We start from the raw sequence: 26,342 nt of genomic DNA on the forward strand, positions 1-26,342 counted from the left end.
CGGTTTCCACTTGCTGTCGCCCGTCACCGGGAGCCTAGGGTCCGGTGCATCCGTTCCGGCGCAATCTTTCAGGGATCAAAAAGAACTTCCGAGGAATCGGATCAGCGAATTCCGTGGCGGTCGTTTCGCCGGATCAATGTGATGCCCTCGCGCACCGTGAGCATCACCTGTTCGACCCGGGGATCGTCGCGGACTTTCTCGTTGAACGCCCGCAGGGCCACCGTGTCCGCCTTCTGGTCCAGGGGGTTGGCCACGCCGCCGAACTGCAGCACGTTGTCGACGGCGATGAGCCCTTGCCCGGCGAGCCGGGGCAGCACCGCGTCGTAGTAGTCGGCGTAACCCGCCTTGTCGGCGTCGATGAACACGAGGTCGAAGGGCCCCTCCAGGTTCTTGAGCTGTTCCAGCGCCGGTCCCAGCCGGAGTTCGATCCGGTCCGCGTACGCCGAGGCGGCGAAGTGCCGGCGGGCGATCTCGGCGTGCGCCGGATCCACCTCGCAGGTCACCAGGCGGCCCTCCGGCGGGAGTTCGGCCGCCATGCTGAGAGCCGAGTAGCCTGTGAAGGTACCGATCTCCAGGACGGTGCGCGGGCGCAGCATCCGGACCAGCAGGGCGAGGAAGCGGCCCTCCAGCGGGCCGACCATCATCTGCGGGACCTCGCACAGGCTGCGGGTCTCCTCGGCGAGTTCCGCCAGCTCGGGCGGCTCGCCCGTCGAGTGCGCCTCGGCGTAGGCCTCGACGGTGGGCCTGACGATCATGCCGCCTCCCGGTCCGTTGTGGTGAGCAGCCAGCCGACGAGGTCGTCCTCCTGGCCGCGGAAGAAGAAGTGGTCCCCCGCGAAGAGACGGAAGGTGAAACCGCCGCGGGAGACTTCCGACCAGGCCTCGGCCTCCTGCGGTGTGACCTCCGGGTCCTGGTCGCCCAGGCAGGCCGCGACGGGGCAGGACAGCATGGGTGAGGTGCCGGGCCGGTACCGTTCCACCAGGCGGTAGTCGGCCCGCAGGGTGGGCAGGACCACGCGCCGGACCTGCGGGTTCGCGAGGAGCAGGGACGGGGTCGCGCCCAGGCGTCCGAGTTCGTCCCACAGTGCCTCGTCGTCCAGGTGCTTGCTGCCGGGTTTGTGGTGGCGGGGGGCCGGGCGGCCCGACAGGCACAGCAGTGCCGGGGCGACTCCGTGCCGGTGCTCCAGGCGCAGGGCCACCTCGTGGGCGACGGCCGCCCCCATGCTGTGCCCGAAGAACACGAACTCGCGGTCGAGCGCGGGCAGCAGCGCTTCGCAGGCCCGGTCGGCCAGCTCGGCCATCACGGTGATGTGGCGCTCCTCCAGGCGGTCCTCCCGGCCGGGGTACTGGGCGATCAGCGGTTCGGCGGCGGGCAGGAGCCGTTTGGCCAGCCCTCGGTAGAAGCTGGCGGAACCGCCGCCGTGCGGGAAGAGCACGATGCGGCGCCGGGCCGCGGGGCGCGGCCAGTAGCGGCGGAACCACCGGTCGAGATCCGAAGGTGCCTGCGTGGCCGGGGTGTCGGTGCGGGGGTTCATGGGCTGTTCCTCGGTTCCGGCGCGTCCTCGGTGAGGGCCGTGGCGGGCAGGACGTGGGGCGCGGGGACGTCGCGGTGCAGGCGGACCGGGCCGAAGCGGTCCGTGATGTCGCGGGTGAGCCGGCACAGCGACAGGTGGTACTGGCCGTCCCGGCCGGGATCGGTGCCGTCGTCGATGTCCTCGCGCAGCGCCCGCAGGGCCCCGACCGCTCCCTCGGGCCACAGCGCACCGAGGATGTGCCGGTAGTCGGGTGCGGTCGCGGGTCCGAGCGGCTCGGCGCTCGGATGGCCGAAGTGGGCGGCCCGCGACTCCTCCATGCGTACGGTCTCCCGCATGTCGCCCGGCATGTGCGGACGGGGGCTCCACATGACCGGGCCATGGGTGTTGAGCAGGGTGAGGTGTCCGCCCTCGGTGTGCAGGGTGATGCGGTGGAAGAGGTGGGTGTGGTTGTCGGGGTCGCCGGGGTCCATGTCGTTCTGCAGCCTCAGGGTGCACGGCACGCCGGCGATCACGCCGTCCAGGCCGCGGTAGACGAAGGGTGAGTCCGTCAGGTCCCGCACTTCGGGCGGCAGGTCGCTCGTCGTGCCGAAACCCCAGGGGCGGACGCCGCCCAGGGCGCGGCCGAGGATGTCGAGGAGCGTGTACAGCACCTGGAAGGCGCAGGCCGCGTCGATGTGCAGGACGCGTTGGCGGGCCAGCAGCCGGCGGGCGGCGGTGATGAACCGGCGTACCGGCTCGACGTGCACGTAGTGGCTGTTCAGCCGGTAGGCCACCCGGTGTTCCCGGGCCGCGCGCAGGCAGTCGGCCAGCTCGCGCGCGTGCAGCGGGTGCTCCTGCAGGACGTGGTGGCCGCGCGCCATGAGCTGCTGCGCGAGGCGGGCGCCGGGGCCGCCGTTGATGGCGGCCCCGACCACGACGCAGCAGGCCTCGACGTCCTTCGGTATCTCCTCCGGTTCGGTGAACAGGGGTACGGCGTAGTGGCGGGCCAGGCGGGCGGAGCGCTCGCTGCCACGGGCCAGGATCCCGGCGAGTTCGTACGGGGAGTCGGCGCGGGCGGCTCCCGCGAGGTAGATGCGCCCGAACTTGGTGCCGGCCACCACCATCCGGGGCCGTTCGCCGCTCACAGTTCGCCCTCCTCCGTGGCGCACGCCTCGGCGAGCGGGCGGTCGAAGAGGTCCAGCGAGGTCACCGCGGCGAGCTGCCCGAGCCGTTCGACGACGGCGTCCGCGTCCAGCACCTCGGCGGCGTAGTGGACCCCGGCGGGCACCCGGCCGGCGAGCAGTGCTCCGGCCGCTGCGGCGGCGACGGCGCCGGTCAGTTCGTAGGTGTCGGTGCCGCGCAGCACCAGGGCGCGCGTCGCCGTGCGGCCCGCGCTGCGGCCGGTCAGCTCCAGCGCGAACAGCTGGTAGGGGTCGCGTCCGAACAGGTCGAGCCCTGCGGCCTCGATGAGTTCGTGGGCGGCGGGTTCCAGGGCGCTCTGTCCGGTCATGGCGCCCTGGAGGCGTCCGAGGGTCTTGAGCATCCGGGAACCGCCGTCGAAGACGTTGTACCAGTCGACGGTGGCCAGTCCCAGGTCGCGGGCGAGCCGTTCGGCCTCGTAGCTGAGGTAGGGGTAGGCGCTGACCGTGCCGGGGAAGAAGGGCAGTTCGGTGTCGGTGAGCGGCTGCAGGACGCGCAGCACGCGGGCGCCGCCCCGCCAGGCCGACTGGGCTTCGCCGTAGGCGCCGCCGAGGCTGAGCAGGTAGTCGCCGGCGCCGGCGGGGGTGAGCCGGTCCATGGTGCCGACGTAGGCGAGGAGCCGTTCGGGTTCGTCGACTCCCTGGGCGGCGAGCCAGCGGGGCAGCATGCCGGTCAGGCCGGGCATCATGCCGGCGGTGAGGACGGCTGCGCGCCCCTGGCGCGCCGGGTCGCGGTCGGTCAGCGCCCGGTGCACGGGTTCGTCGCCGCCCGCGTCGACGTAGTCGGCTCCCGCGGCGAGAGCGGCCCGCGCGACCGTGTCCAGCACCCGGTAGGAGGGGCCCGCGCAGTTGACGACGACGTGGCTGCCGGCGCAGAACGCGGTGAGCGAGTCCGGGTCGGTCAGGTCCACGGCGTACGGCTCGGCGTGCCCGCCGAGGTGGTCGGCGCAGCGGGTGGCCTCGTCGAACCGCCGGCCGCCGATGCGCAGACGTGCCTCGGGGTGGGCGGTGGCCAGTTCGCGTGCGGCCACGGCGCCGACCGCGCCGTAGCCGCCGAGGACGGCGAGGGTGGTGGTCACCGGGTGTCCTCCTGGTGGATGGCGGGAGCGGTCAGTGCCGCGGCCAGCTCCGCCGTGTGACCGGCGGACAGGCAGGTGAAGTGGTCGCCTGGGACGGGCCGGGTCCGCACCCGGCCCAGGCACAGCTCGTCCCAGTGGTGCAGGGCGTCGGCGGCGAGCGTCGGCCACAGAGGGGTGTCGTCACGGTGCAGGAGCAGGGTGACGTCGCCCGTGTACGGGTCCGGCCGGTGGGTGGCCGCGGCTGCGGCGAGCAGACGTTGGGCGGCGTACCGCTCCTGCAGCTCGTCCGGGGTGCAGTTCAGGGCCGCGGCCAGCCGTGCCCGCCGCTCGCCGGCCGGCGTCGCGGCCAGCCGGGCGAACGCGGCGCCGGTGTCGGCGAGATCGCCGTCCAGTGCGCCGAAGGCTCCGTCGGGCACCCGGCCGGGGGTGCGGCCCAGTACGGCGGCCAGGGCGGCGCCGGTGGCGCGCTGGTCGGGCCAGCCCAGGCCGCGCGGGTCCGCTCCGCTGCCGAGGGCGAAGAGGTACTCGGCGAAGACGGCGTCCTCGACCACCGCGGGCAGTGGATAGCTGCTGATGACGGTCAGGTCGACGTCGGCGCCGGACTCGGTGAGCTGCCGGGCCGTCTCGGCCGCGAGCAGGGCTCCGCTGTGGGCTCCGACCAGCCGGAACCGGGAGTACCCGGTGGCCCGCAGCAGCCGTGCCCGCTCGTGGGCGACACGCTCGATCAGGGCGTTCGGCGCGGTGTCCCGGTGGGCGTCGAGGGGGTGGGCGGCGGAGGCGTCGAGCAGCGGGCCGTGCTCCTCCAGCCGGGCGCACAGCTCCTGGTGGGAGGAGCCGGCGGGGAAGCCCTCCCGGTACACCGCCCAGAGCCGGTCGTCCGCGGCGCCGGTGGCGGCGCTCGGCACCGGTGCCATCGGGGCGGTCGCGAGCGGCACGGCGGGGGCGGTCGGCTGCGCCGCCTCGGAGGCGGTCGGCTGCGGTCCCGCCGGGGACTGCGGGGTCGCGGTCAGCACCCCGGCGAGGTGGTGGACGCTCGCCCCGTCGAGGAGTTCGCGCAGCAGCTCGTCGAAGAGGGTGTGTTCGGCCTCGGGCAGTTCCTCCCGCAGTGCCCCGACGAGTTGCGCGGCGAGCAGGGAGTCGCCACCCGCCTCGTAGAACGTGTCGTCGCGGCCCACCGCGGGCGTGTCCAGGACGCGGCACCACAGCGCCGTGATGCGCCGCTCCAGGTCCGTCATCGGGGCGGGATCCGCGCCGCGGGCCTGCTCGACGGTCCGGCGGGGGGTGAGCCAGGACCGGAGGGTGCGCCGGTCCACCTTGCCGTTGTCGGTGAGCGGCAGCTCGTCGACGACCTGGATCTGCGCGGGCACCATCTCCTCGGGCAGCCGTTCGCCGAGGTGAGCGACGAGTGCGGCGGGCGTGACGTGCGCCCGGTCGGCCTTGAAGCGGACGGCGAAGACGTGCATGCCGATGGCCGACAGCGGGTCGTCCACGTCCGGCAGGCACAGCACGGTCTCACCGCCGGCCTCGGAGATCAGGTCGAGCCACTGGTCCCGGGCCACGAACGTCTGGTCCTTGCCCTGGCGCACGTCCTCGAAGTCGCCGGCGGTGGCGTCGAAGAGGAACTCCATGGAGGTGAGGATCTGGTAGTTGTCGCGGGTGGTCTCGATGAACACCAGCCAGCCGTCGGGGGCCAGCATCTGCCGCATCCGGTCCAGGACCACCGTCGCGTTGCGGGAGTAGTGCATGACGTTGCCGCACAGGATGAGGTCGAGGGAGTTCGGCTCGATGCCCTGGGGGCGGAAGTCCTCGTTCATGTCGAAGAGGGCGTAGTGCACCCACGGGAAGTCGGCGAACCGTTCGGCGGCCTTGTTCAGGAAGAACTGCGAGACGTCGGTGAAGAGGTAGGAGCAGTCGGTCCCGGCCAGCCGGGGCACCGCCTCGACGCTGACACCGCCCACACCGGCGCCGACCTCCAGCAGGCGCACCGTGCCGTGCCGGACGCGGTCGTCGGCGATGCGGCGTACGACGGAGGTGGCGATGCGGTTGAGGTAGGAGTTGAGGAAGCCCTGGGTGTAGGCGGCTTCCTGGATGTCGATGCTGCCCTCGGGGAACAGCAGCTGCACGGGGTCCTGTTCGTCGCGCAGCAGTTGCGGGAGGTGGGCGGTCGCGGAGCGGAAGTACTGCAGGAGCTGCGAGCCGTCCTGGGCGGAGGGCAGTGTCGCGTCGACGCGCCGCCAGGCCTCCTCCACGGCGTCCGGCGCGGCCCGGCGCAGCGCCCGGTAGCCGTCCTGCGGCCGGTGTTCCAGGTGGCCCTCGCGGACGAGGGCGGCGAGCCAGCGGCGCACCAGCCGGTGGTGCTTCGGTGCGACCTTGGCGGCGGCGAGGATCTCGGGCAGCGGGTGCCGGGTGCGTTCGTCCGGGAACAGCCCGCTGTTCTGGAGGACGTCCATCATGGCCAGCAGGGCGGCCTCGTCCAGGTGCCGGGCGAAGCCGACGACGAGCTCGGCGTCCACACCGGAGCGGACCTCCTCGCCCTCCTCGGCGACGGCCGTGACGAGCGCGGTGCCGTCGGTGCGTCCGGCGGCGCCGGGTGTGGCGCGGGCGGTCTGCGCGAAGCCGACGAGGCGGCGGTCCATGGGCCGTTCGCCGTCCACGATCACCGCGCCGGCGGCGACGGCCGGGTGGGACTGCAGGGCGGCCTCGACCTCGGCCGCCTCGATGCGGTGGCCGCGGATCTTGACCTGCCGGTCGTTGCGGCCGAGGAACTCGATCTCGCCCGAGGGCAGGTAGCGTCCCAGGTCGCCGGTCCGGTACAGGCGCTCGCCGGTGCGGGGATGCCGTACGAAACGCTCGGCGGTCTTCTCCTCGTCGTGCAGGTAGCCGGCGGCGAGTCCGGCGCCCGCGATGTACAGGTCACCGGCGACCAGCTCCGGGCAGGGTTCGAAGTCGCCGTCCAGGACGTGGAACCGCTGGTTGGCGAGGGGGGTGCCGTAGGGGATGGACGGCCAGTCCTCGGGCACCTGGCCGTCGACGGGGTGGAGGATGGACCAGATCGACGCCTCGGTGGCGCCGCCGAGGGAGACCACGCGCAGCCCGGGCACCTTGGCGCGGATGCTGTCGGGCAGCCGTACCGGTATCCAGTCGCCGGACAGCAGGGCCAGGCGCAGGGCGGGCAGCGGGAGCGGGCTGGTGCCGAGGTATTCGTTGACCATGTGGAGCTGGGCCGGCACGGAGTTCCAGAGGGTGACGCCGTGCTCGGCCACCAGCGCGGCCCAGTGCGAGGGGTCCGCTCGGCGGGCGGGGTCGGGGAGCACCAGGCAGCCGCCCGCCGCGAGGACGCCGAAGACGTCGTACACGGACAGGTCGAAGCCCAGGTTGGCCAGGGCCAGGACGCGGTCCTCGGCGCCCACGGAGAAACGGCGGTTGATGTCGTCGATGGTGTTGACCGCGCCCCGGTGCGTGATCATCACGCCCTTGGGGCTGCCGGTGGAGCCGGAGGTGTAGATGACGTAGGCGAGGTCGTCCGGGGTGCGCAGCCGCTCGGGCAGCCGGGTGGGAGCGGGCTCGGGCGTGAGCGTGTCGACGGTGATCGCGCTGACGCCGGCGGGCAGGCCGGTGGTACCGGAGCGGATCAGGGCGTGCCGGACCCCGGCGTCGCGCAGCATGCGCTCGCGGCGCGCGGCCGGCTGGTGGGTGTCCACGGGGATGTACACCGCGCCCGCCGACAGGGCGCCGAGGACGGCCGCGATCTGCTCCCAGCCCTTGTCGGCGACGATCGCGACCGGGTCGCCGGGCGCGCATCCGGCCTCGGTGAGCGCCCGGCTCACGGCGGCGGCACGGGACGCGAGGTCGCCGTGGGTGAGCCGCCGGGTTCCGGCGATCACGGCAGGGGCGTCGGGGGTGTTCAGCGCGGCGGCCAGCGCGCCCTCGTGCAGCAGCGCGTCGGGCAGGGGGGCGTCGGTGGCGTTGGCCCGCTGCCGGCGCCGCAGTTGTGCGTCGGGCAGCCGGACGGGCGTGGTCGCTTCCCACGGCTCGTCGCCGTCCGCCAGACGGTCCAGCAGATCGTGGAAGGCGGTGAACATGTCGGCCACGACCGTCTCGTCCAGGACGCCGTCGCGCACGTCCCAGTTGACGCAGAGGGCGCCGCGCCGTTCCATGGCCTGGCAGTCGATCCACACCTGGGGGGTCTGGCTGATGCCGTGGACCAGTTCGCCGTCGGCGTCGGCGGCGCTGTCCCCGGCGGCCCCGGTGTTCCCGGTGTCCGCGGTGTGCGGCGTGCCGTCCGGGGCGTCCTGTTCGCGCAGGCCGATGGCGCTGGTGAAGACGACCGGCATCAGGGCGGCCTCCTGGCCGCGGCGGCGCGCGAGTTCGCGCATGACCTCGACCCCGGTGAACAGCCGGTGGTCCAGGTCCTCGAAGAGCTGTCCCAGCACGCTGGTGGCGCGCTCGGTGAACGTGGTGCCCCGGCGGCGGTCCACCGCGAGCAGTTCCACGGAGGTGAAGTCGCCCACGAGTGAGCCGACCTGCGGGTGCAGGGGCAGCCGGTTGAGCAGCGTGAGGTCGAGGGTGAAGCGGTCCCGTCCGCTCCACCGGCCCATCACCTCCGCGTAGGCGGCCAGTACGGCACCCGAGGGGGTGAGACCGCGCTCGACCGCCCGGCGGCGCAGGGCGCTCCAGCGGGCGGCGTCCAGGACGAGCTGGTGGCGGTCGAACCGCGCCGGTCCGCCCCTCGTGCGCCCCTCGCGCATCGGCAGCGGCGGGGCGGGGGGAAGCTCGTCGATCCGGTTCAGCCAGTAGGCGCGGTCGCGCTCACGGCGCGGGCCCTGGCGCAGGTGGCGTTCGGCGAGCAGGTAGTCCCGGAAGGTGACGGGCAGTTCGGGCAGGGCGGCGTCCGGGTCGGCGTAGAGGGTGCGCAGTTCGTCGAGCAGGAGGTGCAGGGAGACGTAGTCGGCGATGAGGAAGTCGATCGAGAGGTGCAGCAGGGCGTGGTCGGGGAGGAGCGTGATCCGCAGGTCGAACAGCGGCCAGGTGCCGGCGGGCAGGACCTGGTGCTCCATGTCCTCGCGCACGGCCGACAGGGCCGCCGCGGTCTCGCCGGCGGTGGCCGAGCGCAGGTCGGTGACCTCGATGCGGTAGGGCGGCGTCGAGGGGAGGACGAGCTGGGCGCCTTCGTCCCGCACCACCGCCCGCAGCATGTCGTGCCGGTCGACCAGAGCCTGCCAGGCGGCCTCCAGACGGGCCGGTTCGAGGGCGGCGAAGCGCAGTTCGCCGTAGGCGTGGCAGGCGACCGACCCGTAGTCGAAGACGTCGCGGCGGCCGAGGAGGTAGGCGGTCTGCACGTCGGTGAGCGGGAACGGGGCGTGGCGTTCGGCGGGGCGCGGGGTCACCGTGACGCGGTCGTACCCGGTCCTGAGGAGGTCGAGGACGTCGTCCTTGTGGGCTTTCAGCAGGGCGCGCTGCTCCCCGGTGAGAGCGCCCTGCGGGGCGCGGAAGCGGAGCGAGCCCGATTCCTCCCACAACTCGACGCCGCTGGCCTCCAGTTCGGCCAAGAGCCCGGCCAGGTTCATAGCACTCCTTCTTCCATGGGGATCAGGGCGCTCTCGGCGCGTCGGTGCTCGATGAGTCGGGCGAGTGCCTCGACCGCGGGCGCGGAGAAGAACTCACGCAGGGTGAGACGGACGCCGACGGTCTGCCACAGCCGTTCGGTGGCCCGGGTGGCGGTGAGGCTGTCACCGCCGAGTGCGAAGAAACTCTCCGTGCGGCCGACCCGTTCGACGCCCAGGAGGTCGGCGAAGAGGGCGGCGAGGGCGGTCTCCAGCTCTCCCCTGGGTCCCTCGTCGACCGGGGACGCCTCCTCGTCGAGGAGTGCGGCCAGGGCGCCGCGGTCCACCTTGCCGTTGGCGGTCAGCGGCAATCGGTCCACGATCCCGATGCGTTCGGGGATCATGTAGCCGGGCAGCCGCTCGGCGAGGGCGGCGCGCAGCGCGACCGGTCCGGGCGGATCACCGGCGGGTACGGCGAACGCCGCGATCCGGTGCCGGGGCCGCTCCCCCACGATGCAGGCGACGGCCCGGCCGATGCCCGGCAGTTCGTGCAACGCCGCCTCGATCTCACCGAGTTCGATGCGGTGCCCGCGGATCTTCACCTGCTGGTCCGCCCGGCCGAGGAACTCCAGGATGCCGCCCGGCCGGTAGCGGCCGAGGTCACCGGTGCGGTACCAGCGCAGGCCCTCGTGCTCGACGAACTGCTGTGCCGTGCGCTCGGGGTCACCGCGGTAGCCGCGGGCCACGCCCGTGCCGCCGATCCACAGTTCGCCCGGCACCCAGTCCGGACGGTCGCGGCCCGCCGGGTCGGCCACCCGGAAGCACTGGTTGCGCAGCGGGTACCCGTACGGGATGGAGGGCCAGCCGGGCGGCGGCTCAATCACGGGATAGGCGTTGGACCAGATGGCCGCCTCGGTGGCGCCGCCGAGCGCCACCAGGCGGCAGCCCGGGGCGCGGGCGGCCAGCCGGCCCGGCAGGTCGAGACCGACCCAGTCGCCGGAGACGAGCGCGAGGCGCAGCGGCTCCGGCGCGGGGCCGTCCGCTCCCTCGGCCGCGGTCAGCAGCATGTCGAGGAGCGCCGGCACGGTGTTCCACACGGTGACCCGGTGGGTGCGCAGCAGGTCGAGCCAGCGGTGGGGTTCGCGCCGGTCGCGCTCCTCGACGAGGACGAGGGCACCACCGGCTCCCAGCAGACCGAAGATGTCGTAGACGGACAGGTCGAAGTCGAGGGCGGACAGGGCGAGTACGCGGTCGTCCGGGCCCACCGAGAAGCGGGCGCCGATGTCCTCCACGGTGTTCGCGGCCGCGCGGTGGGTGGTCTCGACCCCCTTGGGCTCGCCGGTGGAGCCCGAGGTGAAGATGGTGTAGGCGAGTGCGGTGTCCGGCACGGTGACCGGCGCGGGCACGGCGGCGGCGGTCGTGCGGGCCGTCCGCACGTCCAGCACCGCGATCCCGTCCGGCCATGCGGCGTCGGTCGCCGGGTCCACGTCGGTGAGGACGGCCACGGCGCGGGCGCGGCGCAGGATGCGCGCCCGCCGGACCGGCGGCTGGTCGACACCCACCGGCACGTAGCAGGCGCCCGCGGCGAGGGTGCCGAGTACGGCGGTGATCTGGTCGGGCCCCTTGGGGAGCACGATCGCGACGCCGTCACCGGGCCCGACGCCCGCGGCCCGCAGCGCTCCGGCGACCCGCAGGGCCCGCTCGGCGAGTTCGCCGTGGTCCAGCCGGCCCTCGCGCCACAGCAGTGCGGGGCGGCCGGGTGCCGCGGCGGCTCCGGCGAAGAAGGGTTCGTGCAGCAGGCGTCCGCTCAGCGGGGCCTCGGTGGCGTTCACCTCGGCCCGGGCGCGGGCCTGCTCCGCGGGCAGTTCCACGACGACGGGCCGCCGCCAGTCCGCGCGGGCCAGACCGGTGAGATGCCGCTCGTAGGCGGTGATCATGGTCTGCAGGAGCCCGGCGGGGAACAGTTCCTCGACGGCGTCCCAGTTGACCGAGACGCCGCCGTCACGCTCCACGACCTGGCAGTCCAGCCACACCTGCGGGGTCTGCGAGAGCCCGTACACCTGTTCGCCGAAGGGCATGGTCAGGTCGGCGAGCCGGTCGGAGACGCCGAGCGTGCTGGTGAAGACGACCGGCATGGCCACCTCCGCCGCCCCGGTGCGCCGGGCCAGCTCGCGCAGGACCCACAGCGCCGACACCGAGCTGTGCTGGAGCCCCTCCCAGATCTGCTGCTGGAAGCGGCGCGCCGCGTCGGCCCAGCCGTCGGCGTCCGCGGGGCGGTGTCCCACCAGCAGCAGGGAGGTGAAGTCGCCGACGATGTTGTTGATGTCCGGGTGGACCTCGCGCCGGTCGAACAGGGTGAGGTTCACCGTGACCTCGGGCTGTGCACTCCAGGCGGCGAGGACGTCGGCGAAGGCGGCCGCGAGCACGGCCGACGGGGTCAGTCCGGTGCCGCGGGCGGTACGGGTCAGCGCCTGCCAGACGGCCGGCGGGAGGAAGAACTCGCGCCGGGTGAAGCGGGGCGGGCCGGCCTGCTCCGGGGCGATGCCCAGCGGCAGCGCCGGGGCGCGTGGCAGCTCGGGCAGCCGCCCGGTCCAGTACGCCCGGTCGGCGGCGACCTCCTCGGGGTCGGGGGCGGCCTGCAGCACGTAGTCGCGGAAGGAGACGTCGAGCGAGGGCAGCGCGCAGGCCGGGTCCTCGTACAGCCGGGAGAGTTCCCAGAAGATCGTCATGATGCTCAGCGCGTCGAGCACGATGTAGTCGAAGCCGAAGCGGATGCGGGTGCGGTCGGCGTCGTAGCGGGTGGCGGAGATATGGAACAGCGGCCACCGCGTCACGTCGAACACCCGGTGGTCCAGCCCGGCACGCTGGGTCCGCAGCGTCTCCTCGGCGTCGCCGGGCGGTGCCTCGGTGACGTCGAAGGCGATGGGCGGAACGTGGTCGAGGATGCGCTGGTTGCCGTCCTCGTCGAAGACCGCGCGCATCATCTCGTGCCGCTCGACGAGCCGGTTCCAGGCGTCCTCCAGGCGCTTGAGGTCAACGTCCCGGCCGTCGAACTCCCAGTACCAGTACGATCCGACGCCGCCGAGCGTGAAGTCCGCGCCGCGTCCGAGCCAGTAGGCGCGCTGGATGTCGGTCGCGGGGAACGGCTCGTACCGGTCGTCCGGGTCGGGCGTGACGGGGGGCAGCCGGGTGGGCCGGCCCAGGTCGAGCCCGGCGGCGAAGTCGCGCAGCATCGGGGCGGCGAACAGGCGCCCCAGGTCGGCACCGTGCAGCCCCGCGGCCCGCAAGCGGGTCAGCAGCCGGGTCGCGAGCAGGCTGTCGCCGCCGAGTTCGAAGAACCCGTCGTCGCGTCCGACCCGCTCCACGCCGAGCAACTCCGCCCACAGCTCGGCTACTTGGGTCTCCACCACGCCCTGTGGCGGCTGGTGCCCGGCGGTGGGGCGCTCGTCGCGGGAGACGAGGTCCCGCAAGGCGCCGCGGTCGACCTTGCCGTTGGTGTTGAGCGGCAGCGCGTCGAGCACCGTGACGACGTCCGGGATCATGGCGGGCGGCAGCCGGTCGGCGAGATGTTCCCGCAGCAGCTCCACGAGCGACGGCACCGGCTCCTCCGCCGGCTCGCCCCCCGGCGCGGACGGCTCACCGGCACGTACGGGCGGCTCCCCCGCACTCACGGACGCCCCACCCGCTGGTTCGGAGACGGCGTTAACCCCCGCGACCGGCACGTCGGCGTGCGGGGCCGGCTCGTCGGCCTGCGGGGACCGCCCGTCGGCATACCGGGACGGCTCGCGCAGGACGACCGCGGCGGCCAGGTGCGTGGGTGGGTCGCCGAGGCCGAGCACGGCGGCGGCGGCGATCGCGGGATGGTCCCGCAACGCGGCCTCGATCTCGCCCGGTTCGATGCGGTGCCCGCGCACCTTGAGCTGGAAGTCGGCCCGGCCCAGGAACTCCAGCGTGCCGTCGGGCAGATAGCGGGCCAGGTCGCCGGTGCGGTACCAGCGCAGCCCCGCGTGCTCGACGAACCGGTCCGCGGTGCGTGTGGGGTCGCCCCGGTAACCGCGGGCGACCGACGCGCCGCCGATCCACAGTTCACCGGGCACCCGGTCCGGGCAGTCCCGGCCGCGCGGGTCGACGACCCGGCAGCGCTGCCCCGGCAACGGGACGCCGTAGGGCACGCACGTCCAGTGCGCGGGCGCCTCCCCGACCTCCTGGACGGTGGAGTGGATGGCGGTCTCGGTGGTGCCGCCGAGCCCGGCGAACCGCACCGAGGGGAACACCCGGCGGGCCCGCGCGGCCAGGTCGGGGGCGATCCGGTCGCCGCCGAGCAGGGCCACCCGGATTCCCGCGGTGGCGCCGGCCCCCTCGGTCGCCTCGAGGAGCATCTGCAGCAAGGTGGGAACGCAGTTGACGACGGTGACGTCCAGGCCGCGGACCAGGTCGAGCCAGGCCCGTGCGTCGCGTCGCTCCTCTTGCCGTACGCAGACCACGGCGCCGCCCGCGGACAGGGGGCCGAAGACGTCGTACACCGACAGGTCGAAGTCGAGGGCGGAGACCGCGAGGGCGCGGTCGCCGGGCCCGATGCCGAACCGTTCGTTGAGCGCCGACACGGTGTTGACGGCGCTGCGGTGCGGTACCTCCACGCCCTTGGGCTCGCCGGTGGAGCCGGAGGTGTAGAGGATGTACGCGGTCTGTTCGGGCGGTACGGGGACCGGGCCGGGCAACGGCGTTACCGTACAGGCCTCTTGGAGGAGGGCCTCGGTGACGGTCAGGCGTGCGCCGCAGGAGTCCTCGATGCGCCGGCGGCGGTGTTCGGGCTGGTCGATCCCCGCCGGTACGTAGGTGCCCCCGGCCGCGAGGACACCGAGCACGGCGACGATCTGCCGCGGTCCCTTGGGCAGCGAGATCATCACCGTGTCGCCCGGGGCCACGCCCCGGGAGCGGAGCAGTCCGGCGAGGGCGAGGGCCTGGCCGGCGAGGTCCGCCCGGGTCAGGGAGCCGTCCGCCCACAGCAGCGCGGGCCGCTGCGGTTCCTGGCGCGCCAGGGTGAAGAACGGTTCGTGCAGGGTGTGTTCGGGGCAGGGCCGGTCGGTGGCGTTGACCGCTGCCCGGACCTGGCGCTGGGCCGCCGGCAGCAGGTCGGGCAGGGGGTCCGCCCAGTCGGCGTCCGGCGCGGTCAGCCCGTCGAGCAGCCGGCGCAGGGCGTCGGCCATGTCGTCCAGCAGGCCCGCGGGGAAGAGATCCTCGACGGCCTCCCAGATGAGCCGGATGCCGCCGTCGTGCTCGACGGCCTGGAGGTCCATCCACACCTGAGGTGTCTGGGAGCTGAGCCACACCGGCTCCCCCAGCACCCGGCGGACCTCGTCGGCGAACAGCTCGCCCATGCTCAGTGCGGACGTGAACACCACCGGCGCGACGGCTGCGCCGGGGCGGCTGCGCGCCAGGTCGCGCAGGACGTCGGTGCCCGGGCAGGCGCTGTGCCCGGCGGACTCGCGGAAGTCGGCGTTCAGCCGGCGGGCCCGCTCGGCGAAGGACTCCTCGCGGGTGGCGTCCGCGGTGAGCAGCAGCAGGCTGGTGAAGTCGCCGACCAGCGCGGCGACGTCGGCGTGCACCGGGTCGCGGTCGAACAGGGGCAGATTGAGCAGGAAGCGCTTCTCCGCGCTCCATGTGGCGAGGACCTCGGCGTAGCAGGTGGCCAGCGCCATCGCCGGGCTGATGCCGTGCTCACGGGCGCGGGACGCGAGCCGTTCACGGCGCTCCGGTGTCAGCCAGAGGGTGCGGCGGCCGGTGCGGGGGCGGTGCAGCCGCTCCGGCGGTGCGGCCAGCGGGAGTTGTGGCCCGCCGGGCAGGGTGGGCAGCCGGCCGGCCCAGTAGGCGCGGTCCCGTTCCAGGCGGGCGGGCGGCCGGGCGGCCCGGTCCGCCAGGTACCGCGGATAGCTGTAGCCGAGGGGGCCGGGCTGCCGGCCGGGCTCGTCGTAGCCGCGCGCGAGGTCGGCGAGGGCGATGCGGAAGCTCATCGCGTCGCACACCAGCATGTCGACGTCGAGGTGCAGTCGGCTGGTGCCGCCCGGCAGCAGGGTGAGGTGCACGTCGAGCAGGGGGCCGGCGGCGGCGTCGAGCCGCTGGTGGGACAGTCGGGCGCGCAGCCGGTCCAGCTCGGCGCCGACCTGCTCGGCATCCCCATCCCGCAGGTCGTGCACCCGGGCGAGACCGGTCGGCGGGCCGGAGATCCGCTGGGTGCCGTCGGGCAGGAAGCGGGCCCGGAACATGGCGTGCCGGCTGGTGAGCGCACGCAGCGCCGCGTCCAGCCGGTCCGGGTCGAGGGCGGGTCCGTCGAACTCGAAGTAGAAGTGGCCGCCGACTCCGCCCAGTACCTGGCCGTCCGCGCGGCCCACCCAGTAGGCGTGCTGCATGGGGGCGAGGGGGAAGGGAGCGCTCTCGTCGACGGCGGCCGATGGCGGGGCGCCGGGCAGGGCGGCCCCGGCCTCGTGCGGGACGGTGCCGGCAGCCTGTGCCACCAGCTCCCACCAGTGCGCCAGCCGCGGCCGCTCGACCAGGTCGCCGAAGCGGATCTCGGCACCCTCACCGCGCCATTGCGCGGCGAGGCTCATGATGGCCATCGAGTCGAGACCAAGGGCGGTCAGGTCGTCCTGGTCGCCGATGGCGCCGGGCGGCTCGTCGAGGATGTCGGCGACGGCCCTGCGCATGGTCTCGAGCGTTATTCGCATGAACATCTCCTGAGTTCCCCGCGGTAATCAAGCGATCCGGTCGAAGGGCAGGCCGGTGTTCTGGGAGACACGTTCGGCCGCCGCGACATAGCGCTCGGCCAATTCCGTGGCGAATTTCTCGTCGAGTCGCCCCTGGTTGTAGAAGAGCAGAACGTGGAATCCCTTGTCGTGCGGGACCAGAACCAGTTCGAGTTCGAATCTGCTGCCGACTCCGTCGGGCACCAGCACTTCGAGGTCGAGACCGCCGGCCGTGGTGCTGTAGACCGGCTCGGCAAGCATCTGGAAGACGATGTCGTCGGCCCGCGCCCCCTGGCTCTGCGCCTCCCGCAGCGGCAGCAGCTGGTAGGGGACGCCCTGGTTGAGGAAGGCGCCGGTGACGGTGGCGTGGGTGGCGCGCAGGGCGTCGAGGACTCCGGCGGCCGGGTCGAGCCGGGTGCGCAGCACGACCATGTTGGCCAGGAACCCGACGGTCCGGCGCAGTTCGGGCCGGCTCCGGTTGGCGTACAGGGAGGCCACGGCGAGGTCGGTGCGGCCGGTGGCCCGGTGCAGTACGGCGTAGTACAGGGTCAGCAGCAGCGAGAAGAGGGTGCTGCGGCCCGTCCGGGCGGCCTCGCGCAGAGCCGCCACCGTGTCCTGGTCCAGTTCCCGTCGCACCAGAGCGGTGCGGCGCTCGCCCGGGGTGTTCCGGGTGGGCAGCGGCTCCACGGTGAGCCCGGCCAGGCGGTCGCGCCAGTACTCCTGCTGCCCCCGCAGTTCGCCACCGTCCAGGGCCACGCGCTGCCACTCGGCGAACGCGCCGAACGGCAGTCCGGGCGGGGGCGGTTCGGCTCCGGACCCGTGGGCCCGGTCGAGGAGGGCGCACAGGTCCTGGAAGACGACGCCGCACGACCAGGAGTCGGTGACGAGGTGGTGCATGTTCAGACACAGCACGTGGTCGCCGTCCGCGACCCGCCACAGGGTGACGCGGAACGCGCTGCCGGTCGGATCGATGCGGGTGGCGAGTTCCTCGGCGATCGCCTCGCGCAGTGCCCGCTCGGGGTCGGGCTCGTGGTCGAGGTGCCGCAGCCGCAGCTCGACGGGCGCGGCCGCCCTCACGAGCCGGCGCAGATTGCGTCCGCCGCCGCGGAAGACCGACCGCAGGGATTCGTGACGGGACACCACCGCTTCGAGGGACCGGCGGAGCACCGGCAATTCCAGCGGGCCTCGAATACGGCACATCATCGGGCAGTTGAGGGCGCCGTCATGTCCCCGATATCGGTCCAGGAACCACAGCAGCCGCTGTCCCGCGGATGGCTCGCTCTCCTGTGCTTCCGGCTCTCGCGCTGCCGGCTCGCCTTCTTCTGGCTCTCGCGCTTCTGGGCTGGCCACGCCGTCAAGTTATCCGCGGCCCACAGGTGCCCGGCGTTCCACTGAAAGATGTTTGGCGGCATTGAAAGATTTGCACCGGCGGGCGGTGTGCGGGGTTAGCCTCGCCCGCATGCAGCACCTCGAGCTCGAGGCCCGGGTGCACACCCGCCTGTCCTGGGACTACACGGCGAGCACCCCCAGGCTTCAGACCCTCACCCGACGCGCCCACGCCGGTCAGTGGGACGCGGACCGCGACATCGACTGGTCGGTGCCCGTGCCGTTCGGCGCTCCGCTCGCCGACGGCTCCGGCCTCGCGCGCGCCTCCTTCGAGGCCTCCCCCATGGCCGGGCGGGGACGCGCGATGTGGGACGCCTTCCGCTGGGAGCTGCAGGCCTGGCTGGTCAGCCAGTTCCTGCACGGCGAGCAGGCCGCGCTCACGGTGGCGGCCCGCCTGGTGGAGTCCTTGCCGACGGTCGAGGCGAAGCTCTGCGCCGCGACCCAGGTGACCGACGAGGCCCGGCACGTGGAGGTGTTCGCGCGCTATCTGCGCGAGCACGTCCCCGATCCGTACCCGATCAACGCCGATCTGCGTGCCCTCCTCGAGGACGTGCTGCGCGACTCCCGGTGGGACGTGACGGCGCTGGGCATGCAGATCATGGTGGAGGCGCTGGCGATGGCCGCGTTCCGGCTGGCCGGCGCCACGTTCCACGACCCGCTGATCCGCCGGATCACCACGCTGGTGGCGCGCGACGAGGCACGGCACGTCTCGCTCGGGGTGATGTCCCTGGAGGAGGCCTACCGTGAGCTGTCCAGCCGGGAACTGTCCGAACGCGAGGAGCTGGTGCTGGACGCGGCGGCGCTGATGCGGCGGCGCTTCCTGCTCGCCGACATCTGGGAGCGGCTGGACGTCGACCGGTCGGCCGGGGTGGCCTACGCCGCGACCGACCCGGCGATGGTGATGTACCGGCAGACGGTGTTCGCGCGGGTGGTGTCGTCCCTCGTGCACATCGGGCTGATGTCCGAGCGGGTGCGTCAGGGCCTGGCGGACCTGGATCTGCTCAGTTACGGGACGGTGCCCCGCCGGCTGTCCCGACGGCCGTCCGGCCGGCCCGCGTGAGGGATTCCCGGCGGTCGAGTCGGAGGGAAGCGGGACGCATGACCAACAAGGCGCCGGACACGGAGAACGCGGCACGTGCGCTGTCGGTACGGCTGTTCATGGCCGGGCTGGGCGCGGCGGAGCTGATGACCGCCTACCTGGGCCTTCGGCTGGGTCTGTACGACGAACTGGCCAAGGGCCCGGCCACCGCGGGGGACTTGGCGGGGCGGGCCGGGGTGGATCCGCGGTACGCGCGCGAGTGGCTGGAACAGCAGGCGGCGGCCGGGATCGTGACGACGGACGAGTCCGAACAGGATCCCGGCCGACGGGTGTTCACCCTCCCCGCCGGTCACGCGGAGGCGCTCACCGATCCCGACAGCCCGTTCTCGATCGCTCCGCTGGTGGTGCTGCCGATCGGCGGGCTGTCCGCGGTGCTGCCCCGGCTGGCCGACGCCTTCCGCTCCGGGAACGGGGTTCCGTACGCCGCGTACGGTGGCGAACTGCGGGGCGGGCAGGAGGGGTTGAACAAGTCGGTGTTCCGGCACCAGCTCGCCGGGTGGATCGCCGCGACTCTTCCGGAGGTGCACGCGAGGCTGTCCGGCGAGGGCGGCCGGATCGCCGATGTCGCGTGTGGCACCGGCTGGTCGTCGATCGCCCTGGCGCAGGCCTATCCGCGTGCGCGGGTGCACGGTCTGGACCTCGACGAGGCCTCGGTCGCGGACGCCCGGCGCAACGCGCGGGAGGCCGGGGTGGCCGAGCGGGTCGGCTTCGAGGTCCGGGACGCGGCCGACCGTGCGCTGGCCGGCCGCTTCGACCTGGTGTGCGTCTTCGACGCGTTGCACGACATGGCCCGGCCGGTGGAGGTGCTCGCGGCGTGCCGGGGGCTGCTGGCGGACGGTGGCAGCATGCTGCTGATGGAACCCAACGTCGGCGAACGCTTCCGGGCCCCGGCGCCGGAGACCGAGCGATACCAGTACGCCGTGAGCGTGCTGCACTGTCTGCCGGTCGGGCTGGTGGAGGAGGGTTCGGCCGCCACCGGCACGGTGATGCGCCCCGACACGGTACGGGCGTACGCGGCGGCCGCGGGGTTCGGGCAGGTACGGATCCTGCCGGTGCGGCACACCTTCCACCGCCTGTACCACCTGCGCTGAACGGCGATGAGGGGCCGTTCCTTCCCCGGCGCCGGCCACGGCGATGGCCGGCCCGTGCCGGGGAGGGCGCGGGCCGGCCGTCGTCGTTCAGCTCGCCGGTGTGGTCGGCCGGCCGGCACCGAGGTACTCGTCCAGCAGCCGGTTGACCTCGGTGGGCTTCTCCAGCAGGGCGGCGTGGCCGCTGTTCTTGATCTCCCGGTACTCGGATCCCGGGATGAGCCGGGCCAGTTCGCGGGACATCGGGTAGGGGGCCATGATGTCGTGCTCCATGCCGACGATCAGGCAGGGCACGGTGATCCGGGCGATCCGCTGCGGATCGGGGTCGTAGGCCGCCGAGGCCTCCGCGTGTCCGAGGGCGCCGTGCCCGCCGGAGGCGGCGAGTCCGCGCAGGCCTTCGAGATAGGGCCCGATGAAGGCGTCCCGGTTCAGCGCCCGCGGGCCGAAGAGGTACATCGCCCGGTAGATGCCTTCCGTCACCGGCGGCAGCACCCCGCCCGACCGGAGCCGTTCCAGGGCGTCCTCGCGGATCGCCCGGTGCAGCGCGCTCGGCTTCCACGGCACGCCCACCAGCGCGGCCCGGGTGAGCAGATCCGGCCGTTCGACGGCGAGTTCCAGGATGATCGTCGCGCCCAGCGAGTAGCCCACGATGGCGCACGGTCCGATGCCCAGCTCCTCGATGAGGGCGGCGGTGTCCTCGGCCAGGCCCTCCATCGTGTAGGGCGGCGGGGTCTCCTCGGACGGCGGCACCCCCCGGTGGTCGAAGGTGATGACCCGGTGGCCGCGCTTGGTGAGGAAAGGGACCTGCGTGTGGTGGAACAGGTTGGCCTGGTGCTGTCCGGCCACCAGGAGGACCGGTGAGCCGTCCGGGTCCCCGAAGATGTCGTAGCTCAGGGTCACGCCCGTCTTCAGTGTGATGTCCACGCTGTCGTCCTTCGTCAGGTTCGGGCCCGGGGGCCGGGCCCCTTCGTGGGGATGCCGGCGGATGGCAGGACCGAGGAGGTGGCGGCGCCGGTGACCAGGGCCTCGAAGGCGGCACGGTCCGGGCCCTCCGCACGGGTCTCGGGCATCGGGTGTTCGCGCAGGAAGGCGAGGATGCGGCGGGACACGGCCCGGTCGCTCATCAGTTCCCGCGGGGTCATCAGCATGTGGTACATCCGCAGCGAGGCGCTGCGGATGCGCTCGTCGTCGTCGCGCAGCACGGCCATCGCGCGGACGAACCGGTTGGGCAGGTCGTCGGCGGGCGGCGCGTGCTCACCGCGCAGTCCGGCCCGCAGCTGGGCGAGCCGGGCCTGGTCGGTGGCCCGCTGGATCTCGAACCAGACGCCGAGGTTGTCGTCGGTCCAGCGCTCGAACCCGGCGGTGTAGGCGGCCGGTCCGGCCGCCGCCCGGTCCGCGGTGCGGGCGAGCTGCCTGGCGTGCACGAAGGCCAGGGAGACCCCCCGGCCGAAGGTGGGGTTGGTCTGCAGCGCGGCGTCGCCGACCAGGACGAGACCGGCGGCCGTGGGCCTGCCGTCCGCGTCGAGCAGAGTGCGGCGTCGGTTCTCCAGCCGGCCCATGGGTGCGGGATCGTCCAGCGGTACGCCGCGCTCGCACCACTCGGCGGTGCTCGGCACGGCCTGCAGGAAGCGGGTGAAGATCTCCGGCTCGCGCAGCCGGTGCCGGTGGGGGTCGTCGACCGCGACCGTGGTGGAGAGCTGGAAGGTGTCGTTGTCGCCGGGGAAGACCAGGGCGGTGCCGTAGTCCAGCTCGGTGACGATGGGGACGGTGGTGGAGGGGAAGGAGCTGCCCGGGCGCAGCCGGTAGTGCCGGGTGAGGTAGAAGAAGCCGCAGGGCTGTGCCGTCTCCCGGGGCGGGACCAGGTCCGCCGCGGCGAGCCAGCGCGCGAGCTGCGAGCGGCGGCCGCCCGCGTCCACCACGAGATCGGCGGTGTGCTGCGTGCCGTCCTCGGTGCGCACGCCGCTCACCCGGGGGACGCCGTCGGCCTCCCCGTCTCTCAGCAGGCCGGTCACGCGTGTCCCGGTGACCAGGGTGACACCGGGCTCGGCGGCTGCGGTCCGCCGGATCACCCCTTCGTGGACGAGGCGCCGGCTGAGGACGGTGGCGTCCTCGGAGCCCGTCTCCAGTGGGGTGACATGGGCTCCGCGGGCGGCGAGGGCGGCCAGGAGGTCTGGGCGTTCCTCGCGCAGTACGCGGGTGGACAGGGCGAGGAAGGCGTGCCCCTGGCGGGCGTGCGGCACCTCCTTGCGCTCCCAGCCGCGCCAGTCGTCGTCAGCGCCGGCTCCCGGTGGTGGGGGGCCGCCGCCCTCCAGGACCGTGACCCGGTGACCGCGCCGGGCGCAGAACAGCGCGGTCGCCGATCCGGCGAGTCCGGCTCCGATGACCAGGATGTGGGCCACGGCCGGTCACCGCTCCGCGGCGGTGACCGGGGTGGACCAGTCGACGCGGTGGCCGTAGACCGATTCGGCGTTCTTCAGGCCGAGCCTGAGGAAGAACGGCAGCATCAGATCGCGCACGGCGCGGCCCACCGGCCCGGCCGGGGTCATCTGGCCGCCGGTGCGGCGCGCCTTCCGGACCAGGTCCTCCACCCGGGGCCGGCGTGACGCCTCGTACGCGGCGAAGGCTGTGCGGGGGTCGGGCAGGTCGCGCAGGCACTTGGCGAGAACGACGGCGTCCTCCAGGCCGAGCGCCGCCCCCTGGCCCAGGTGGGGCGAGATGGCGTGCGCGGCGTCCCCGATCAGGGTCACGTCGCCCCGGTGCCAGGCGGGCAGGGAGGGCAGGTCGTACAGGGGCCAGCGGCCGATCGGCCCGGCGGTGGCGCCCAGGATCTCGCCGACGAGGGGGTGGTCGCCGGCGTGCCGGCGCAGCAGTTGCTCGCGCCACTGCTGGTCGCTGATGGTCCCGGCCCAGCCGCGGGCCGGTTCGCGGGTCTGGGTGTGGTTCTCGAACCAGTACACCTCGCCGCCCGGCAGCACCTGGTATCCGAAGAAGCCGCGCAGCCCGAACATCATCCGGAAGGAGCCGTCCGGCCCCCCAGGGGCACTGGTGCGGGCGAAGCCGCCGGATCCGATGCCCTGGGTGAAGCTGGGCGCGGGGGCCTCGGGGAACACGGCGGCACGAGTGGCGGAGTTGATGCCGTCGGCCCCGACGAGGAGGTGGCCGTCGGCGGCGGTGCCGTCGGCGAAGACGGCCGTGACCTCGCCGCGCCGTTCGCCCTTCACGTCGACCAGGCGCTTGCCGAACTCGACGCGCACTCCGGCCCGCTCGGCGCACTCCCGCAGTGCCTTGTTGAGCAGACCGCGCTTGACGCACGTGGTGTGTTCGGGGTTGCTGCCGATGGTGCGGCCCTTGTGATTGGTGAAGACGAGCCGGGTGGTCGGAGCGCCGTGCCGCAGCACGGTGTCGGCGATGCCGAGGGTCTCGAGGACGCTGCGCCCGTTGGGCCCGAGGTTCAGGAAGGAACCGGCGTGATCGTCGGGTTCGGAACGGGCTTCGTACAGCACGGGGTTGTAGCCGCAGCGGAGCAGGAACAGGGCGAGCACCGGGCCCGTGATGCCGCATCCGGCGATGACGGCACGCCGCTCACCGGGCTCGGGGGACACGGGTGTTTCAGGCATGACGGGACTCCTCATTCTCCGTGGACCGTGCCACGGGCGACGGAACTCCTGGGCCTCGGCGAAGCGTTGTGCGTCAGCCGGCGACGAATCCGCGGAACTTGCGCACGGTCACGAAGGCGCACAGCACGCTCACGCCCACCGTCCAGGCGACGGTGGCGAGCACGGGCACCAGCAGGGGCCCGCCGTGCGATAGCCCGACCAGCGCCTCGACGGCGGTCGAGACCGGGTTGGCGGCGACCACCGGGCGGATCGCGGAGGGGAAGGCGTCGCGCGGCATGTAGCCGGACGACAGCATGGTCAGGGCGAGCGTGGGCAGTTGCACCCACTGCATGATCACCGGCGGATACGGCGCGGACAGCGCCGCGACCACCGAGAGGGAGGTGCACATCAGCCCGAACAGCACGACCAGCACGAAGAAGCCCACGGTGGCGGCCACGCCCTGCCGGAAGCGGAATCCGGGGGCCAGCGCGATCAGGGCGACCAGGACGGCGATGCCCAGGATGCGCACGAGGTCGCCGAGCATGCGGCCGACCAGGACGGACAGGGCGTTGATCGGCATGGCCCGCAGCCGGTTGAAGACGCCGCTGCGGATGTCCACCCAGAAGGCGATGGCGCTGGAGCCGATCGCGGAGAAGGCGGTGACCAGGATGATCAGCGGGGCCAGGCGCAGCACGTAGCTCTGCCCCAGGGTGTCGTGCACGATGATCTTGAACGCGGCCAGCAGCATGAACAGCTGCAGCAGCGGAAACCCGAAGGTGGCCAGCAGCATCATGGGGCTGCGCACGAAGTGCTTGAGCACCCGGCCGCCGATGAGGGTGGACTGCGCCCACAGTCCGGTCGCCGGGATCTGCAGGGGGGCCGGACTGGTCGCGGTCACTGGGTCACCTTCCGGAACGCGCGTGCGGTGGTCCATCCGAAGAACAGGGCCAGGCCCGCGCACCAGAGCACGGCCGGCACGATCCGTCCGCTGGTGGGGTCGCCGGTGGACAGCGCGCGCAGTGCGTCGATCACGGCGGACACCGGCGAGTTGCGTACGACGGGCCGGAGCCAGCCCGGGAAGAGGGCGGCGGGTACGAATCCGGTGGAGACCACCAGCAGGGGCAGGTACGGCAGATAGAGCGCGGCGGCCAGCGACTCCGGGTTGCGCAGCGTCAGCCCGAGGGTGGCGGTGACGGCGGCGAGAGCGACCGTGAAGGCGACCGCCACCAGCAGGAAGCCGCCCGCGGCGGCCACGCCGGCGTGGAACCGGAATCCGGCGAGGTGTGCGACGAGGCAGATCACCACGGTGGAGGTCAGCGCCTCGGCGGCGACCACCAGGAGCCGGGCGGTGCCCAGGGCCGAACCGGCGATCGGCATGGTGCGCAGCCGACTGAACAGGCCGCTGCCGCGATCGGCGGCCAGTGACATCGCGGAGGAGATGGCCACGAACATCAGGGCCTGCACGACGATGGTCGGGGTGACGAAGCGGCCGTAGTCGATGTCCTTGGCGTCAAGCATCCGGCTGAAGGTGGCGTAGAAGATGCCGAAGAACACCAGCGGCTCCAGCACGGTGCCGACGAGCGCTCCCCGGCTGAAGGAGCGCCGGAAGTCCCGTTCGGCGAGGACCTGTACGTCGTGGACGAGCCCGGGTGAGGAGACCGGGGCGGGCGGGGCCGGCGCGAGGGACGTCATGCGCGGGCCTCCGGGACCGTTCGGCCGGGCGCTGGGGCGGTGCTGCCGGCCGTGGGAGCGGTGGTGCCCGTCCGGTCGGCGGTGAGGGCGAAGAAGACGTCGTTGAGCGTGGGCGGGTGCACCGCGACGTCGTCGGCGCGGATACCGCCGGCGTTCAGGGCGGCGATGATCCCGCCGAGGTCCTCCATGCCGCTGACGGGTACGACGAGGCAGTCGTCGCGGACGTTGACCGGGCCGGTGACGGCGAGGAGTTCCGCGGCGCGGGCGCGGACGGAGTCGTCGGCGAGGATCACTTCGCAGACGGATCCGCCGGTCTGCTGTTTCAGCTCCCGGGGGGTGCCCTCGGCGATGACCCGGCCGTGGTCGATGACGACGATCCGGTCGGCGAGCTCGTCGGCCTCGTCGAGGTACTGGGTGGTGAGCAGGATCGCCATGCCGTCGGCCGCCAGGTCCCGTACGGCGTCCCACAGCGTTTCCCGGCTGCGCGGGTCGAGCCCCGTGGTGGGCTCGTCGAGGACCAGGACGGGTCGCGGGACGACCAGTCCGACGGCCAGGTCGAGTTTGCGGCGCATGCCGCCCGAGTACTGCTGCACGGGCCGGCCGGCACTCTCGGTCAGCCCGAAGCGGTCGAGGAGTTCCTCGGCGCGGGCCGCGGCGCGGGGTTTGGCGAGGCCGAGCAGCCGGCCGAAGAAGACCAGGTTCTCGCGTCCGGTGAGAGTCTCGTCGACGGCCGCGAACTGGCCGGTGACCGCGATGCGGGCACGCACTCCGTGCGGGTCGGCGAGCAGGTCGCGACCGCCCACGGTGGCGGTGCCGCCGTCGGGGGTGAGCAGGGTCGTGAGACAGTTGATGAGTGTGGTCTTGCCTGCGCCGTTCGGTCCCAGCAGACCCACCACGGAACCGGCGGAGACGGAGAACGACACGTCGTCGACGGCCGTGGTCGGTCCGAAGTTCTTGCGCAGCCGTTCGATGGAGATCACGGCGTCGGACACGTGAAAGCCCCTCTCTTCACGCCGGAAGTGCGCGGGCCTCGGGCGGGCGCACAGAGCCTTCCGAACCTAACGATGTGTACATGTCCACTCCGGTCACCTGTCAGAGTTCTTTCGGCGCCCGGAGTCAGGCGGGTCAGCCCGCCACCAGCTCGTTCTGCTCGCGCAACTGGCCCACCACGTAGGCGATCACGTCGTCGGAGGTGGCGATGGAGCGGCCGGTCTCCTCGTCGATGGGCGGCAGGTCGAAGTCGTCCTCGATGGCGAAGGCCAGCTCCAGGAGGGCCAGGGAGTGGTAGCCGAGGTCGTTGACCAGGTGGGCGGGTCCCTCTGCGGGAAACCCCTCGGCGTCCGGGGCCAGTTGACGGATGATGCCCAGGATGTTCTCGCGAACCGCGCTTTCGGTGTGGGCCATGAC

The 26,342-nt window shown here is 73.3% G+C and carries 16 protein-coding genes; 2 read left to right on the top strand and 14 right to left on the bottom strand.

Annotation, left to right across the window (positions count from 1 at the left end; all coding sequences use genetic code 11):
• Positions 1-101 precede the first annotated feature (101 nt).
• The 7 genes from ACGFT2_RS07070 to ACGFT2_RS07100 are packed head-to-tail and all read right to left on the bottom strand — an operon-like array spanning position 102 to position 17,424.
• The gene (locus ACGFT2_RS07070; RefSeq protein ID WP_393274343.1) at positions 102-755 is read right to left on the bottom strand and encodes an O-methyltransferase; all 654 of its coding nucleotides are present in this window, start codon (positions 753-755) and stop codon (positions 102-104) included.
• Entirely contained in the window at positions 752-1,534 is a 783-nt protein-coding gene (locus ACGFT2_RS07075) for a thioesterase II family protein (protein ID WP_393274345.1), read from the bottom strand. The genes ACGFT2_RS07070 and ACGFT2_RS07075 overlap by 4 nt, the downstream gene beginning before the upstream one ends.
• Positions 1,531-2,658, bottom strand: a complete 1,128-nt coding sequence (locus tag ACGFT2_RS07080; RefSeq protein WP_393274347.1) for a Gfo/Idh/MocA family oxidoreductase — start codon at positions 2,656-2,658, stop codon at positions 1,531-1,533. The genes ACGFT2_RS07075 and ACGFT2_RS07080 overlap by 4 nt, the downstream gene beginning before the upstream one ends.
• On the bottom strand, positions 2,655-3,791 hold the full coding sequence (locus ACGFT2_RS07085) for a saccharopine dehydrogenase NADP-binding domain-containing protein (protein ID WP_393274348.1): 1,137 nt from the start codon (positions 3,789-3,791) through the stop codon (positions 2,655-2,657). The genes ACGFT2_RS07080 and ACGFT2_RS07085 overlap by 4 nt, the downstream gene beginning before the upstream one ends.
• Positions 3,788-9,358 (bottom strand): amino acid adenylation domain-containing protein, encoded by a 5,571-nt coding sequence (locus tag ACGFT2_RS07090; protein WP_393274350.1) that lies wholly within the window; start codon positions 9,356-9,358, stop codon positions 3,788-3,790. Before ACGFT2_RS07090 ends, ACGFT2_RS07085 begins: the two co-directional genes overlap by 4 nt.
• A complete protein-coding gene (locus ACGFT2_RS07095) occupies positions 9,355-16,056 on the bottom strand; it encodes an amino acid adenylation domain-containing protein (protein ID WP_393274352.1) in 6,702 nt (2,233 codons plus the stop codon). Before ACGFT2_RS07095 ends, ACGFT2_RS07090 begins: the two co-directional genes overlap by 4 nt.
• 27 nt (positions 16,057-16,083) lie before the next feature.
• Positions 16,084-17,424, bottom strand: coding sequence for a condensation domain-containing protein (locus ACGFT2_RS07100; RefSeq protein ID WP_393274354.1), 1,341 nt, complete (start codon positions 17,422-17,424; stop codon positions 16,084-16,086).
• Positions 17,425-17,533: 109 nt separating this feature from the next.
• On the opposite strand from ACGFT2_RS07100, the gene ACGFT2_RS07105 reads away from it, so the two are divergent.
• Positions 17,534-18,520 (top strand): diiron oxygenase, encoded by a 987-nt coding sequence (locus tag ACGFT2_RS07105; protein ID WP_393274356.1) that lies wholly within the window; start codon positions 17,534-17,536, stop codon positions 18,518-18,520.
• Between the two features lie 38 nt (positions 18,521-18,558).
• A complete protein-coding gene (locus tag ACGFT2_RS07110) occupies positions 18,559-19,650 on the top strand; it encodes a methyltransferase domain-containing protein (RefSeq protein WP_393274358.1) in 1,092 nt (363 codons plus the stop codon).
• Positions 19,651-19,737: 87 nt separating this feature from the next.
• Here the strand turns inward: ACGFT2_RS07110 and ACGFT2_RS07115 are convergent, their stop codons facing one another.
• The 7 genes from ACGFT2_RS07115 to ACGFT2_RS07145 all read right to left on the bottom strand — a co-directional run bounded on the left by ACGFT2_RS07115 (position 19,738) and on the right by ACGFT2_RS07145 (position 26,339).
• On the bottom strand, positions 19,738-20,571 hold the full coding sequence (locus tag ACGFT2_RS07115) for an alpha/beta fold hydrolase (protein WP_393274360.1): 834 nt from the start codon (positions 20,569-20,571) through the stop codon (positions 19,738-19,740).
• A gap of 14 nt (positions 20,572-20,585) precedes the next feature.
• Positions 20,586-22,046, bottom strand: coding sequence for an NAD(P)/FAD-dependent oxidoreductase (locus ACGFT2_RS07120; RefSeq protein WP_393274361.1), 1,461 nt, complete (start codon positions 22,044-22,046; stop codon positions 20,586-20,588).
• Positions 22,047-22,052: 6 nt separating this feature from the next.
• Complete coding sequence (locus ACGFT2_RS07125) at positions 22,053-23,264, bottom strand: FAD-dependent oxidoreductase (protein ID WP_393274363.1); 1,212 nt, start codon at positions 23,262-23,264, stop codon at positions 22,053-22,055.
• A gap of 73 nt (positions 23,265-23,337) precedes the next feature.
• Positions 23,338-24,141, bottom strand: coding sequence for an ABC transporter permease (locus ACGFT2_RS07130; protein ID WP_393274365.1), 804 nt, complete (start codon positions 24,139-24,141; stop codon positions 23,338-23,340).
• On the bottom strand, positions 24,138-24,935 hold the full coding sequence (locus ACGFT2_RS07135; RefSeq protein ID WP_393274366.1) for an ABC transporter permease: 798 nt from the start codon (positions 24,933-24,935) through the stop codon (positions 24,138-24,140). The genes ACGFT2_RS07130 and ACGFT2_RS07135 overlap by 4 nt, the downstream gene beginning before the upstream one ends.
• Positions 24,932-25,927, bottom strand: a complete 996-nt coding sequence (locus tag ACGFT2_RS07140; RefSeq protein ID WP_393274368.1) for an ATP-binding cassette domain-containing protein — start codon at positions 25,925-25,927, stop codon at positions 24,932-24,934. The genes ACGFT2_RS07135 and ACGFT2_RS07140 overlap by 4 nt, the downstream gene beginning before the upstream one ends.
• 133 nt (positions 25,928-26,060) lie before the next feature.
• Entirely contained in the window at positions 26,061-26,339 is a 279-nt protein-coding gene (locus ACGFT2_RS07145; protein WP_393274369.1) for a hypothetical protein, read from the bottom strand.
• Positions 26,340-26,342 lie beyond the last annotated feature (3 nt).

Origin of the sequence: Streptomyces sp. NPDC048514 (genome assembly GCF_043199955.1) — a bacterium.
Lineage (GTDB): Bacteria > Actinomycetota > Actinomycetes > Streptomycetales > Streptomycetaceae > Streptomyces.

Excerpts from the sequence above, each read along its gene's own strand:
- ACGFT2_RS07110 (WP_393274358.1), top strand. The coding sequence starts at position 18,559 with ATGACCAACAAGGCGCCGGACACGGAGAACGCGGCACGTGCGCTGTCG.
- ACGFT2_RS07125 (WP_393274363.1), bottom strand. The coding sequence starts at position 23,264 with ATGCCTGAAACACCCGTGTCCCCCGAGCCCGGTGAGCGGCGTGCCGTC.
- ACGFT2_RS07135 (WP_393274366.1), bottom strand. The coding sequence starts at position 24,935 with ATGACGTCCCTCGCGCCGGCCCCGCCCGCCCCGGTCTCCTCACCCGGG.
- ACGFT2_RS07075 (WP_393274345.1), bottom strand. The coding sequence starts at position 1,534 with ATGAACCCCCGCACCGACACCCCGGCCACGCAGGCACCTTCGGATCTC.
- ACGFT2_RS07090 (WP_393274350.1), bottom strand. The coding sequence starts at position 9,358 with ATGAACCTGGCCGGGCTCTTGGCCGAACTGGAGGCCAGCGGCGTCGAG.
- ACGFT2_RS07145 (WP_393274369.1), bottom strand. The coding sequence starts at position 26,339 with ATGGCCCACACCGAAAGCGCGGTTCGCGAGAACATCCTGGGCATCATC.
- ACGFT2_RS07095 (WP_393274352.1), bottom strand. The coding sequence starts at position 16,056 with ATGCGAATAACGCTCGAGACCATGCGCAGGGCCGTCGCCGACATCCTC.
- ACGFT2_RS07070 (WP_393274343.1), bottom strand. The coding sequence starts at position 755 with ATGATCGTCAGGCCCACCGTCGAGGCCTACGCCGAGGCGCACTCGACG.
- ACGFT2_RS07105 (WP_393274356.1), top strand. The coding sequence starts at position 17,534 with ATGCAGCACCTCGAGCTCGAGGCCCGGGTGCACACCCGCCTGTCCTGG.